We start from the raw sequence: 11,783 nt of genomic DNA on the forward strand, positions 1-11,783 counted from the left end.
CGCCGATCCGGGCGGGCGTCGAATCCTGAACGCCGTCCCGCGCGCGACGGCGAGAACGCCTTTCCCGACCGGCCGCGCCTGGGAGAGTTGCGAACGCTTCTGCAAATCATTCTCATTGCCAAGCCGCGACGCCCTAGTTAAGAACGCGTCGCAATAGCAATTCTGGATTCCGGGGACACTTCATATGCGTAACGGGTCGTTTGGCGTGGTGGGCTATCGCAAGTCGCGCCCGGCCCGGCTGGGGCTCGCCATGATGGCGGGCGCGGCCAGCCTCTATGGCGTGACGGCCCAGGCCGCGGAGACCAGCGATGCGGCGGACGCCGCGGCCACGGTTTCCGGCGTCACCGTCACCGGCGACCTCAAGCCGCTCGACCGCGACACCGGCCTGTCGGTCCTGCAGACCACCGTACAGGATACCCCCCAGGCGATCAGCGTGATCTCCAACGCACAGCTGAAGGTCCAGGGGATCAACACCCTGGAAGGCGCGCTACGCAACGTGCCTGGCATCACCATCGCCATCGGCGAGGGCGGAACGCTCTCGGGCGACCAGTTCAAGATCCGCGGCTTCGACGCCAAGGACGACGTCTATGTCGACGGTCTGCGCGACTTCGGCGCCTACACCCGCGACAGCTTCAACTACGAGGAAGTCCAGGTCCTGAAAGGCCCGTCCGGCGCCATGTTCGGCCGCGGCACGACCGGCGGGGCGATCAACACCATCTCCAAGCGGCCGAAGCTCGACAACTTCACCAGCGTCGACGCCTATGTGGGCAACGGCGACTACTATCGGGCCCTCGCTGACATCAACCACAAGCTCAGCGACACGAGCGCGGTGCGCCTGACCCTGATGGGGAACAACACCGGCGTCGTCGACCGCGACGATATCTATTCCAAGCGCTGGGGCGCGGCGGTGACGGGGGGCTTCGGCCTCGGTACGGACACCAAGCTGACGATCAGCGCCCTGCACCAGCACGATCATCAGCGTCCGGACTATGGGGTGATCATCGTCCAGAAGCCCGGCGACATCGTCGCGCTGCCGGTGACCGAGTACGGTGTGGGCGTCGAGCGCTCCAGCTTCCTCGGCTACAAGAACGATGTCGACCGGTCTGACACCGACATGCTGACGGTGCGCTTCTCGCACAAAGTCAACGACAAGGTCAGCGTGACGTCGGACACCCGCTACGCGGTCTACAGCCGCTACTTCCAGTACTCGACCCTGGATCAGTGTCTGGCGCCCTGCACCGCGGCCCTCTTCGACAACAATCCGGCCACCGAGGCCAACGGCGGCAACGGCGGCCAGGGCCCCTACGACATGGACGCCTGGGGCCTGCAGAACGTCTCGACGGCGCGGATCGACTACGACCTCGGGTCGCTGAAGAACCAGGCGATCTTCGGGATCGACCTGTCGCGCCAGGAAAACGACAAGCTGATCTACGCCTACGCCTTGCCGTTCGGCTTCTCGACCCGCCAGGCGATCCCGCGGCCGCTGGTCAATCCGAACCCCAATTTCCCGGCAGGCTACTTCGTGCTCCGCGCCTTCCCCGGCCAGAACGTCAACTGCGCCGGCGCCGGCAACTGCACCACGGTGGTCAACGGACAGACCGTGTTCACCAACACCGTGGGAACCGCGACGGAGAAGAGCAACGGCTCTTCCACCGACGCCGGCATCTTCCTGACCGACCGGCTGTGGCTAACCGACAGCCTGTCGGTGATCGGCAGCTATCGGTTCGACCGCTACACGGCCGACCTTCAATCCCTGTTCTTCAACAACACCTCCTCAGACCTGAAGGTGAAGCCGAACCTGAAGAGCCCGCGCGTCAGCGTCGTCTTCGAGCCGGACGCCGACCAGACCTACTATGTCTCCTGGGGCAAATCGCAGACCCCGCAGGGCGCCTCGATCGTGGGCGCCGCGGCGGCCATCGCCGTCACCACCAAGGACCTGGCCCCCGAGGACAGCGAGATCTACGAGGCCGGCGCGAAGTTCCTGATCCCGCATACCAAGCTGTCGGCCACCGCCTCGGTGTTCGACATCAAGAAGGACAACGCCCTGCAGACCGATCCGGCCACCGGCTTCCTGCAGGCCCAGTCGGGCGAGCGGCAGGAGGTCAAGGGGATCGAACTTGGCCTTTCGGGCCGGATCACCGAGGCCTGGACGATCAGCGCCGGCTACACCTACCTCGACGCCAAGATCAAAGAGTCCTTCTCCAACTGCGCCGTGCCGACCTCCGCGGCGGGCGTGCCGACCGGCGTGGTCTGCCCGGTGGGCGTGCCCGCGGCGATCCCGGTGATCAACACCGTGGCGGTGGGCCAGCAGGTGACCTTCGTGCCGAAGAACTCCGCGACCCTGTTCTCGATCTATGACCTGTCGAACTGGGTCGACGGCCTCTCGATCGGCGGCGACGTGACCTATCAGTCGAAACTCGCCCTCGGCTATACGCCCCGCAGCGTCAGCTTCACCGACCGCACGACCTTGACGGCGCTGAAGCTCGCCCAGGCGCCGGAGAACCTCACCTTCGACGCCTATGTCAGCTACAAGACCGGCCGCTACCGGTTCGCGGTCAATGGCTACAATCTGGCCGACCGGCTGAACTACACCCAGACCTTCGGCACCCGGGCCACGCCGGCGGCGGGACGGACGATCATCGTATCGGTGGGCGCGAGCTTCTAGCGTCCGCCGGGGCTGGGCGCTAAGGCAGAGCCATGCTGCTCCACGTCGAGGGCGTCCTCACGCCCGACCAGGTCGCCAAGTGCCGCGAGACGCTTCAGGCCCAGGATTGGGTCGACGGGCGGGTGACGGCGGGCGAACAGTCGGCGCGCGCCAAGAGCAACCTGCAGGTCCCCGAGGACGCGCCGGCCGCGCGCGAACTCGGCGAGATGATCCTGGCGGCGCTGGGCCGCAATCCGCAGTTCGTCTCCGCCGCCCTGCCGCTGCGCGTCTTCCCGCCGCTGTTCAACCGCTACGACGAGGGCATGGCCTTCGACACCCATGTCGACAACGCGATCCGCTTTGCCGGGCCCGTGCGGTTCCGCACGGACCTGTCGGCCACCCTCTTCCTGACCGATCCGGCCGACTACGACGGCGGCGAGCTGATCGTCGAGGACACTTACGGCGAGCACGCGGTGAAGCTGCCGGCGGGCGACATGATCGTCTATCCGGCCTCAAGCCTGCACCGGGTGGCGCCGATCACCCGCGGCTCGCGCTGGGCCTCGTTCTTCTGGGCCCAGTCGATGATCCGCGCCGACGCCCAGCGCAGTCTGCTCTACGACCTCGACAACGCCATCCAGGCGCTGAGCGTCCAGGTCGGGCAGGGCGATCCCGCGGTGGTGGGCCTCGCCGGGACCTACAACAACCTGCTCAGGATGTGGGCCGAGATCTAGGCGGCCTGCGGCGGAACAGCCGGTCGAAGGCCAGCGGGCCCGGGCCGCCGACGGCCAGGGCCGCCAACGCGGCCAGGTAGAGCAGGTCGGTTTCATAGCCGGGTTGCCCGAAGTGGGCTCCGCTCGCCGTCACCGACTGCAGCTTGATCGAGCTGAAACCGTTCGGCAGGTGCACGGTCACGATCGCCACGACGAGCACCACGGCCATCGGCACGCTGGCCAGCGGTATGAAGGCGCCCAGAAGCACGAGAAGGCCGCCGACCAGTTCGACGAGGATCGTCGTCCACGCCATCATCCAGGGCATCGGCGTGCCGATCGCATGGAGGATGCCGGCGAAATTCTCCGGCCCGCGCGCCAGCTTGGCGTAGCCGTGCGCCATGAAGCCGTAGCCGACGATCAGCCTCAGCGGCAGGGCGTACCAGCCGGCGGGAACAGGCAGACGGGAGGCGAGGTCGGCGGGGCGCGGCGCGGCAAGGGTCATGCCTGTCATTCGCCCGGCGGCGCAGTTCGTTACGCGTGCCTGAGCGCCAGTCTGCGGCCGCGGCGCCGCAGCCACATGACCAGGCCGCTCAGCGACAGGATCAGCGGCGCAACGCCGGCCGCCGTGATGACCAGCCTCCAGGCCAGGCCCATATCGGTCCCGTCGTGCAGGCGGCGGACCCAGCGCGAGAAGGGGTCCGGCCCGCCTTCCGACCGAGGCGGGCCGGCACCCTGGCCCCTATCGCGCCCGCCCTTCACCTCACCGCTCGCGTCGTCGATGCGGATCGTGCGGGAGGGATCTGCGCCCGGCGGTTGCACCTCCACGCGCCAGGCCGGGGCGTTGCCCTGCTGCGGCAGGTTCAGGCTGGCGAGCGATGCGCCCGGCGCATGGGCGATCGCGGCGGCCACGGCCTCATCGACCGACAGGTGTGGGGCGGCGAGCGGCGGGGCGAAGCGCGGATCGTTGCGAGCCGGGCGCGCGCCCATCCCAGGGCCGGGCGGCGGCGGCGCGCCGACCAGCGCGTGGGAGGTCTGCGGGAAGGCGATGTAGACGCCGGTGATCGACAAGGCGGCCAGCGGCAGGCAGATCCAGAAGCCCGCCATGTGGTGCAGGTTGAAGAGCGTGGACGGGCTGCGCCGCCAGCGCAGGCCTTTCAGCACATTGGCGTGCCGCGGCCACCAGAGCCACAGCCCCGTCGCCGATGAGACGAACATCGCCCAGCCCAGCCAGCCCACGATCTTGCGTCCGACAGTGGGGACCAGCAGCTGGCCGTGCAGGCGGTGGATGATCATGGTCGCGCTGCTCGCGATCTCGGCGGTGGCCAGCACCTTGCCGGTCGGGGGGTCGATCCAGGCGTTGAGCGTGCGCGGCCGGCCGTTGGCGCCGGGCGGTCCCACGATACGGCCCACCGCCACCACCGGGTCGCCGGCCTTTGACGGCAGGCGAAGCTGGGTGAGGTCGGCCTGACCCGCGAACGCGCTCTGGGTCGCCGCCGCGTAGATCGAGGCCGGCTGGCTGGCGGCCGGACCGCTGACCGCATAGCGCTGGGCGTAGACGCTGTGATCGAGGGCGTCGTGCCAGACCAGCAGCGAACCGGAGACGCTGAGCGGAACCAGCGCCACCATCAGGCCGACGCCCAGCCAGAGATGAAGGGTGAGCCAGACGCGGCGCAGGCGCGCCAGGATCGATTGAGTCATATGTCTTGCTAATGCGAGCTATTCGCAAAAACAAGTCCCGGCAACCAAGCGCCTCGAGCGGTGTTCCCTATTCGTAGAGTTCGCCGAGGAGCCAGCCGATGCCCTCCACCACTGTTTTCGAGATCGCCCGTCCCTTCGCATGGCTCGCGGCGGTGGCGTTCCTGGTGGGCTTCGTGAGCTACCTGGCGCTCGGCCGTCCCGCTTTCGCGGCCTCGCAGGACCACCTGCAGACGGTCTCCGCCTCCGGTCCCGCCTCGGCCGAGTGGAACCTCCCCCACAAGATCTGACGCGCCGCGCGAAGCCGGTGTCGTAAACACTCCTCAACGTCCGCCGCCTTAATCTGCGCCGGTGCGCGCCGCGGCCTTGGCATGATGACAGCCTGCGTCCCGCTCCGCCTGGGGAGCTGAATGCCCAACCGCACGGAGTCAGTGCAGGTCTTGCGCTTCCTCGCTGCGGCGTTGGTCGCCTGGACCCATATTTCGCAGGTCTATCGCCCGGCGGGGATCGTGTTCAGCGCCCTGCCCGTGCTCGAACGGGCGGTGGCAAACATCGGCTCCTTCGGGGTCGATGTGTTCTTCGTCATCTCCGGCTTCGTCATGGCGAAGACCGCGCCGGGCAAATCGCCCGCCGAGTTCATGCGGCTTCGCCTCGTCCGCATCGTGCCGATCTACTGGCTGGCGACGCTGGCCATGGCGCCTTTCGTGCTCAACGACGGCCAGTTCACCCTGGCCAAGCTTGTCTCGACCTTGACCTTCTTCCCGGCCCCCAACGGTCCGCTTCTCCAGGTCGGCTGGACGCTTTGCTTCGAGATGCTGTTCTACGTCGTCGTGGCGTTGACGCTGTTCCGCCCGCGGGTGCTCGTTCCCGCCGCACTCTTTGCCTTCGCCGCCTGTTCCCTTGCGCGCCAAGCCTGGGGTGGCGGGTTCAGCTTCTTTGGAAATCCCCTGATTCTGGAGTTCCTGGCCGGGGCAGCGATCTATCGGCTGGGCGCGCGCTCCAGATCGCTGGGCCTGCTCGCCGGGGCGGCCGCGCTGGGTATCGTCAGCGTCCTGGCGGTGAGCGACATCGTCCCGATCAATCTGCTCAGAAGCCTGATCAGCGGCGACGTGGGCGTTCAGAGGGTCATGCTCATGGGGACCCCGGCGGCGCTGCTGGTGTTCGCCGCCGTCCAGTTCCGGATCCCGCGCTCGCCCCTGTCCGATCTCGGCGACGCGTCCTACTCGCTCTACCTGTTCCACCCGCCGATCCTGGCGGCGGCCCTGCTCCTGGCGCCACCGGGAGGGCTTGGCCCGTACCTGCCGCTGGTGTTCGCCGTATCGGTCGCAGTCTCGCTGGCCGCCTACCGCTGGCTCGAACGCCCAATGATGGCGTTTGCCCGGCCGCGGCCGCCCAGGCCGGCGATCGTCCTGGCGGCCGAGTAGCGGCGCGGTCGTCGAAGAGGTCCTAGGCGCCGCGCGCCACGAACCAGCCGTTCCGGAAGCCCTCGTGCGCCTTGCCGTAGACGAACGGCTGGCCCTCGGGCGTGGTCAGGCGTCCGCCGGCCGCCTCCAGCACCGCCTGGCCCGCGGCGGTGTCCCACTCCATGGTCGGTCCATGGCGCGGGTAGATATCGGCCGCACCCTCGGCGATGCGGCAGAGCTTGATCGACGAGTCCATCGGTTCGCGCAGATGGAAGCCGTATTCCTCGGCGAGCTTGTCGGCGGTTTCGACCTTCATGGTGTGGCTGATGAGCGCCAGCGCCGCGCCCTCCGGCCACGGGCGGGCCCGCACCGGCCTGGCGGCGACGCCCTGCAGCCGCTTCATCGCCTGGCCGCCGGCGGTGTACCAGACCTCGCCCGAGGGCGGAGCGGCGACGGCGCCGGCGACCGGCCGGCCATATTCGATCAGGCCGATGTTGACCGTGAAGTGCGGGTCGCCGCGGACGAAGGCCTTGGTGCCGTCCAGCGGGTCGACCAGGAAGAAGCGCGGGCCGATGGCCTCCGGCGCGCCGAATTCGCTGGCGTCCTCCTCAGAAACCACGGGGATGTCCGGGAAGCGTTCGGCGAGCGCCTTGAGGATCAGGGCCTCGCCCGCCCGGTCGGCCTCGGTGACCGGGCTTTCATCGGCCTTGTGCGCCACGGCCAGGCCGGAGCGCCAGAGCGGCAGGATCAGGGCGGCCGCCGCGTCGCAGATCTCGGCCAGCTCGGCCCCGATGTCGTTCATGCGCACCTCGATCTCCAGGCCGGCTCTCTTATGGGCCGCGCGCGGTTTTCCAAAGGCTCAAATCACCGCAAGGTCGGGTTCATGACGCAAACCCCCGCCACCGCGGCCCACGAGAGCCCGCCCATTCGCCCTGCCGAGCTTGCTGCCTACCTGGCCGCGCGGATGTGCCACGACTTTATCAGCCCGGCGAGCGCCATCGTATCGGGGCTCGACCTCTTGGAAGACCCCACCGCCCAGGACATGCGCGAGGACGCCATGGGCCTGATCGCCGCCTCGGCCCGCAAGCTGGCGGACCTGCTGGCCTTCACCCGGGTGGCCTTCGGCGCCTCTGCCTCGGCGGAGACCTTCGACGCGCGCGAGCTGGAGAAGCTGGCCCAGGGCGTCTTCGCCCACATGCGCGCCGAACTCGACTGGCAGGTGACGACCCCGGCGGTGAACAAGCCGGCCGCGCGGACCCTGCTCAACCTTGCCCAGATGGCGGGCGCGGCCCTGCCGACCGGCGGGGCGGCCCGGGTGCGGGCCGTGGAAGAGGGCGGCGCGATGGCGATCACCGTGGAGGCCGCCGGCCCGCGCGCGCGGCTGCGGCCCGAAGTGCTGAGTGGGCTGCGCGGCGAAGGCCCGGGCGAGGGGCTGCACGGGCACTGGGTCCAGGCCCGCTATGTCCACCTGTTCGTCACTGACGCCGGCGGCCGGGTCCTGGTCGAGGTCGGCGACGAGAAGGTCACGCTCGGCGCGACGATCCCCGCCTGAGCGGCGTCGCGTTCAGCGCGGGCGAGCCTCGCGATCCTTGGCGGCCTGGAGCTGGCGCCCGACGGTGGGCCCATGAAAGCGGCCGGCCCCCATGATGGCGCAGGACACCTGGCCCTTTCGCACGGTCACCGTCGCCCCGTGGCCGATTCCGGGCTCGAAGATCGTCGTGCGGCCGCCCTTGGTGACCGCCACGGCGCCGGCCGCGTCGAACTGGCAGACCGTGTAGTTGGACGAGTCGAAGAGGTTCTTCTCCGGCGCCGCTACGCATTCCACGTCGCCGATCTGGTAGGCGAAGCGCGCGCCGCGATAGGTGAAGGGCGGTGGAGGCTTCGCGCCGAGCGCGGCCGGCGAAGGCGCGGCCACCACCGGACAGGCCGGTCCGATGGCGGTCCATTCCTTCCGCAGCGATTGGTGGTCCAGCCAGGTCGCGACGCCGACGCTGATCGGCATGCCGGCGACCGCCGCCAGGAGGAGGACGATGCCGAACGTCTTCAGGCGGGCGAGCATGCTTTTACATCCGTAGAAAACTACGTATGTAAATCGATCTGGCCAGCTTGGCTAGGGTCCTCACCTCCACCGGTCCTTAACCATCGCGGCGCGACAAGGTTGGCATGGTTAAGGACTCCGCCAGCCTGAAGCTCTGCCTGGTCGTCGACGACAGCCGGGTCGTGCGCAAGGTCGCGCGCCGGATCCTCGAGGATCTGGGGTTCGAGGTGGCGGAGGCCGGCGACGGGGTCGAGGCGCTCGCCTGGGTGCGCACGGCGGCGCCGGACGTCATCCTGCTCGACTGGAACATGCCGGTGATGAACGGGCTGGAATTCCTGAGGCGCTTGCGCCAGGAGCCCGGCGGCGACGCGCCCAAAGTGATCTTCTGCTCGGTGGAGAACGATCTCGACCGCATCCGCGAGGCGCTGACCACGGGGGCCGACGAATACATCATGAAGCCCTTCGACGGCGACATCGTCGCCTCGAAGCTAGGGCTGGTGGGTCTCCTATGACCCCGCAGGACCGCGAGCTCATCGCCCGCCTCTGCGCCGATCGCGCGGGCCTGAGGGTCGATCCGGACCGCGCCTATATGCTTGAGAACCGGCTGGGTCCGGTGGCCCGGCGCGAGGGTTTCGGCTCGGTGCATGAGTTCGTCGTGGCGGTGCGCGACCGCGACGAGGAACGGCTGATCTGGGCGGCGGTGGAAGCGATGTCACCGGCCGAAAGCGCCTTCTTCCGCGAGCCCGCCGCCTTCGAGCGGATCGTCGGCGAGGTGCTGCCGGCCCTGGCGCGCCAGCGCGAGGGTGCGGGGTTACGGCTCTGGGCCGCGGCCTGCGGCGGCGGACAGGAAGTCTATTCCCTGGCCATGGCGCTCGAGGAGCGCAGTCCGCCGGGCGTGAAGATCGAGGTCTTCGGGTCCGACCTCTGCGAGCGGCGCCTGGAGAAGGCGCAGGCGGGCGTCTACAGCCAGTTCGAGGTGCAGCGCGGCCTCTCGGCTCAGCGCCTCGTGCGGCATTTCGAAGGGGCCGAGGACAGCTTCGCCCTGTCGCCCAGGCTGCGCCAGATGGTGCGCTGGCGGCGGGTCAACTTGACGGAGGACCTGACGCGGCTCGGAAAGTTCGACCTGGTGCTCTGCCGCAATGTGCTGGGCTATCTGGGCGATGAGGCGCGCGGACGGGTACTGACCAATCTTGAGGGCGCGCTCGCTCCGGGTGGCTGGCTGGTGCTGGGCGAGACCGAGGCGGCGCCGGGGCTTCATGCAAGCGCCGGAGGGTTCCATCAGCGGACCGAGGCGGCGCGGGCCGTGGCCTGAGGCCAGGCAAAGAAAAACCCCGCCGCAAGCGGCGGGGCTCTCCCGAATTCCAGATGGGACGTCTTAGTGCTTGGCGTCGTTGGCGGTGTCGGTCACGGCGTGGCCGGTAGCCGAGACGTCCTTGCCGGCGCCGGCGACGGTGTTACAGGCGGCGACGGCCATGCTGGCGGCCAGGACGGCAAAGAGGACGATCTTACGCATTGAGAATTCTCCGGGGTTTGAAACTCGCCCAGCAACAACGGTCATGCTGCCGCTTGGTTCCCGCCCGCAGCCTCTTCGGGCCGCGGCGCGTCGGCCATCGGGGTCGGGAAGAGCAGCCGGGCCGTGACCCCGCCCTTTGCGTTGCGGACCAGTTCGGCGCGGCCGCGCAGCTGGCGGGCGAAGGCGGTCATCAGGGTGCGGCCGACGCCAGAGGATGAAAACGCGTCCTCGCCGGCCTGGCCGTCGTCGGAAATCTCCAGCTCGGCCTCCTCGCCGCGGACCCGGAAGGCCAGGGTCAAGCTGCCGCCGCGACCGGTGAAGGCGTGCTTCTGCGCGTTGGTGATCGCCTCGACGGCGAAGAGGGCCAGCGGGGCCAGGCGGTCCGGATCGATGACCAGGGCGTCCACCGAAAGCTCGGTGCGCACCGCCGGGCCGTGGGCGATCTCGCCGGCCAGCAGCTGGGCGGTCAGCTCCTCGAGGAAGGGCCGCAGGTCCACCCGCTTCAGGTCCGGTCCCTGGTAGAGGGCGCGGTAGATGAGCGCGAGGGCGGTGATCCGCTGGCGGGTGTCGGACATCGCCGCCCGCGCCGCGGGATCGGTCAGGGCGCGCTGCTGCATGTTGAGCAGCGAGGAGATGACCTGCAGGTTGTTCTTCACCCGGTGATGGATCTCGCGCATCAGCGCGTCCTTCTGGGCCAGCGAATCCCTGAGGGACGCGTCGCGCCCGACGATGGCGTCGGCCATGTCCTCAAGCGTCTCGGCGAGCTCGCGGATTTCCGGCGGCATCTGCTCGGCCTGCACCGGGCGCACGCTGAGCCGGCCGCGGGCATAGAGCGAGGCAATGCGCTGCAGATAGGTGATCCAGCGCACCACCACCCGGTCGGTCACCGCGCTCACCGCGGCGAGCGCCAGGGCGAATGTGAGGAGCGGGAAGAGGATACCCGAGAGCGGATTGAGCCAGGCCCAGGACAGGATCCCCGGCGAGCGCGCCGAGAGCACCACATAGACCTCGTCGCCAGCCACGGGGGCCGCGGAATAGACCCGCCGCCCGTCGATGGTGTCGGCCCCGTACCAGACGTGGGCGCCGTTCAGCCGGATCTGGTTGCGCCAGCCCTTCGGCAAGGCTGTCGGGAAGGCCTTGGGGTCGGTCGCGCTGATGTAGTGTCCCGCGCCGTCGACCAGGGCGACGTCGGAGTGGGCCGGCAGGGTCGGGTCGCTGACCGAGGGTTCGAGGCTGGCGAGCGTGATCGCCGCGGCGAAGGCGCCGTCGAACTCGCCCTGCGCGCCTTCGGCGGGCACCGCGGCGAGGATCGAGGGCTCCGTGGCGTAGGCCTGGCCGGGATCGCGGGTGATGACCAGCTTGTCGCCGCGCGCCAGGCGCTGGAACCAGGGCCGAAGCGCGCGCTGCGTATCGGCGGGCACGTTGCCGGCCGCGCAGTCCACCCGCCCGCGCCGGTCGAAGCGCACGAGGTTGGCGTAGCCGGGGATGCGCCGCACCACCTCGGCCAGGCGGTCGCCGCACTGGTATCCCACCGAGCCGGGCGCGAGGGTCTGCAGGAGGATGCCCGCGCCTTCCATGCGCGTCCGCGCGGTGGCGGCGCTGCGCTCGGCGGCGAAGCCCAGGTTCTGGCGAAGAGTGACCCGCTCGCGGTTGAAGGCGATGGCCGACTGGACCACCCCCAGGATCAGCACGGGCAACAGCGCCGCGGCGAGCGCGGCGATCAGGCGGACCCTGATTGTGCTCAGCGAACCCCAAGCTAGACCCGTCATGGGGGCAGGCC

The 11,783-nt window shown here is 69.4% G+C and carries 13 protein-coding genes; 7 read left to right on the forward strand and 6 right to left on the reverse strand.

Annotated features, from left to right (window positions below):
• The first annotated feature begins 184 nt into the window (after window positions 1-184).
• Together ACESMY_RS03050 and ACESMY_RS03055 are read left to right on the forward strand one after the other, a co-directional pair.
• Window positions 185-2,665, forward strand: a complete 2,481-nt coding sequence (locus tag ACESMY_RS03050; protein WP_372782031.1) for a TonB-dependent receptor — start codon at window positions 185-187, stop codon at window positions 2,663-2,665.
• A 32-nt stretch (window positions 2,666-2,697) separates the two neighbouring features.
• Window positions 2,698-3,375 (forward strand): Fe2+-dependent dioxygenase, encoded by a 678-nt coding sequence (locus tag ACESMY_RS03055; protein ID WP_372782033.1) that lies wholly within the window; start codon window positions 2,698-2,700, stop codon window positions 3,373-3,375.
• On the opposite strand, the gene ACESMY_RS03060 is transcribed toward ACESMY_RS03055, so the two are convergent.
• Window positions 3,353-3,856 carry a DoxX family membrane protein gene (locus ACESMY_RS03060; protein WP_372782035.1) on the reverse strand — a complete coding sequence of 168 codons (504 nt, stop codon included), beginning with the start codon at window positions 3,854-3,856 and terminating at the stop codon, window positions 3,353-3,355. The two genes, ACESMY_RS03055 and ACESMY_RS03060, sit on opposite strands and share 23 nt — an antisense overlap.
• Before the next feature lie 29 nt (window positions 3,857-3,885).
• Window positions 3,886-5,052 carry a PepSY-associated TM helix domain-containing protein gene (locus ACESMY_RS03065; RefSeq protein WP_372782037.1) on the reverse strand — a complete coding sequence of 389 codons (1,167 nt, stop codon included), beginning with the start codon at window positions 5,050-5,052 and terminating at the stop codon, window positions 3,886-3,888.
• A 98-nt stretch (window positions 5,053-5,150) separates the two neighbouring features.
• Between ACESMY_RS03065 and ACESMY_RS03070 the strand changes: the two genes are divergently transcribed.
• Window positions 5,151-5,339 carry a hypothetical protein gene (locus tag ACESMY_RS03070; protein WP_372782039.1) on the forward strand — a complete coding sequence of 63 codons (189 nt, stop codon included), beginning with the start codon at window positions 5,151-5,153 and terminating at the stop codon, window positions 5,337-5,339.
• Window positions 5,340-5,459: 120 nt separating this feature from the next.
• On the forward strand, window positions 5,460-6,473 hold the full coding sequence (locus tag ACESMY_RS03075) for an acyltransferase family protein (RefSeq protein WP_372782041.1): 1,014 nt from the start codon (window positions 5,460-5,462) through the stop codon (window positions 6,471-6,473).
• Window positions 6,474-6,495: 22 nt separating this feature from the next.
• On the opposite strand, the gene cysQ is transcribed toward ACESMY_RS03075, so the two are convergent.
• On the reverse strand, window positions 6,496-7,254 hold the full coding sequence (cysQ, locus tag ACESMY_RS03080; RefSeq protein WP_372782043.1) for a 3'(2'),5'-bisphosphate nucleotidase CysQ: 759 nt from the start codon (window positions 7,252-7,254) through the stop codon (window positions 6,496-6,498).
• A gap of 81 nt (window positions 7,255-7,335) precedes the next feature.
• Between cysQ and chpT the strand changes: the two genes are divergently transcribed.
• The gene (chpT, locus tag ACESMY_RS03085; protein ID WP_372782045.1) at window positions 7,336-8,004 is read left to right on the forward strand and encodes a histidine phosphotransferase ChpT; all 669 of its coding nucleotides are present in this window, start codon (window positions 7,336-7,338) and stop codon (window positions 8,002-8,004) included.
• Window positions 8,005-8,016: 12 nt separating this feature from the next.
• Here the strand turns inward: chpT and ACESMY_RS03090 are convergent, their stop codons facing one another.
• Window positions 8,017-8,511 carry a hypothetical protein gene (locus ACESMY_RS03090; protein WP_372782047.1) on the reverse strand — a complete coding sequence of 165 codons (495 nt, stop codon included), beginning with the start codon at window positions 8,509-8,511 and terminating at the stop codon, window positions 8,017-8,019.
• Between the two features lie 125 nt (window positions 8,512-8,636).
• Between ACESMY_RS03090 and ACESMY_RS03095 the strand changes: the two genes are divergently transcribed.
• A complete protein-coding gene (locus tag ACESMY_RS03095; protein WP_372782300.1) occupies window positions 8,637-9,002 on the forward strand; it encodes a PleD family two-component system response regulator in 366 nt (121 codons plus the stop codon).
• Window positions 8,999-9,802: a protein-glutamate O-methyltransferase CheR gene (locus tag ACESMY_RS03100; protein ID WP_372782049.1), complete on the forward strand. Its 804-nt coding sequence runs from the start codon at window positions 8,999-9,001 to the stop codon at window positions 9,800-9,802. Before ACESMY_RS03095 ends, ACESMY_RS03100 begins: the two co-directional genes overlap by 4 nt.
• A 63-nt stretch (window positions 9,803-9,865) precedes the next feature.
• On the opposite strand, the gene ACESMY_RS03105 is transcribed toward ACESMY_RS03100, so the two are convergent.
• Together ACESMY_RS03105 and ACESMY_RS03110 are read right to left on the reverse strand one after the other, a co-directional pair.
• The gene (locus ACESMY_RS03105) at window positions 9,866-10,003 is read right to left on the reverse strand and encodes an entericidin A/B family lipoprotein (RefSeq protein ID WP_372782051.1); all 138 of its coding nucleotides are present in this window, start codon (window positions 10,001-10,003) and stop codon (window positions 9,866-9,868) included.
• A 41-nt stretch (window positions 10,004-10,044) separates the two neighbouring features.
• Window positions 10,045-11,772, reverse strand: coding sequence for a sensor histidine kinase (locus ACESMY_RS03110; protein ID WP_372782053.1), 1,728 nt, complete (start codon window positions 11,770-11,772; stop codon window positions 10,045-10,047).
• Window positions 11,773-11,783: the final 11 nt, after the last annotated feature.

This window comes from Phenylobacterium sp., assembly GCF_041691455.1.
Classification (GTDB): domain Bacteria; phylum Pseudomonadota; class Alphaproteobacteria; order Caulobacterales; family Caulobacteraceae; genus Phenylobacterium.

What these genes read in the sequence shown, in the direction of transcription:
- ACESMY_RS03050 (WP_372782031.1), top strand. Translation starts at nt 185, where the DNA reads ATGCGTAACGGGTCGTTTGGCGTGGTGGGCTATCGCAAGTCGCGCCCG.
- ACESMY_RS03055 (WP_372782033.1), top strand. Translation starts at nt 2,698, where the DNA reads ATGCTGCTCCACGTCGAGGGCGTCCTCACGCCCGACCAGGTCGCCAAG.
- ACESMY_RS03060 (WP_372782035.1), bottom strand. Translation starts at nt 3,856, where the DNA reads ATGACCCTTGCCGCGCCGCGCCCCGCCGACCTCGCCTCCCGTCTGCCT.
- ACESMY_RS03065 (WP_372782037.1), bottom strand. Translation starts at nt 5,052, where the DNA reads ATGACTCAATCGATCCTGGCGCGCCTGCGCCGCGTCTGGCTCACCCTT.
- ACESMY_RS03070 (WP_372782039.1), top strand. Translation starts at nt 5,151, where the DNA reads ATGCCCTCCACCACTGTTTTCGAGATCGCCCGTCCCTTCGCATGGCTC.
- ACESMY_RS03075 (WP_372782041.1), top strand. Translation starts at nt 5,460, where the DNA reads ATGCCCAACCGCACGGAGTCAGTGCAGGTCTTGCGCTTCCTCGCTGCG.
- cysQ (WP_372782043.1), bottom strand. Translation starts at nt 7,254, where the DNA reads ATGAACGACATCGGGGCCGAGCTGGCCGAGATCTGCGACGCGGCGGCC.
- chpT (WP_372782045.1), top strand. Translation starts at nt 7,336, where the DNA reads ATGACGCAAACCCCCGCCACCGCGGCCCACGAGAGCCCGCCCATTCGC.
- ACESMY_RS03090 (WP_372782047.1), bottom strand. Translation starts at nt 8,511, where the DNA reads ATGCTCGCCCGCCTGAAGACGTTCGGCATCGTCCTCCTCCTGGCGGCG.
- ACESMY_RS03100 (WP_372782049.1), top strand. Translation starts at nt 8,999, where the DNA reads ATGACCCCGCAGGACCGCGAGCTCATCGCCCGCCTCTGCGCCGATCGC.
- ACESMY_RS03105 (WP_372782051.1), bottom strand. Translation starts at nt 10,003, where the DNA reads ATGCGTAAGATCGTCCTCTTTGCCGTCCTGGCCGCCAGCATGGCCGTC.
- ACESMY_RS03110 (WP_372782053.1), bottom strand. Translation starts at nt 11,772, where the DNA reads ATGACGGGTCTAGCTTGGGGTTCGCTGAGCACAATCAGGGTCCGCCTG.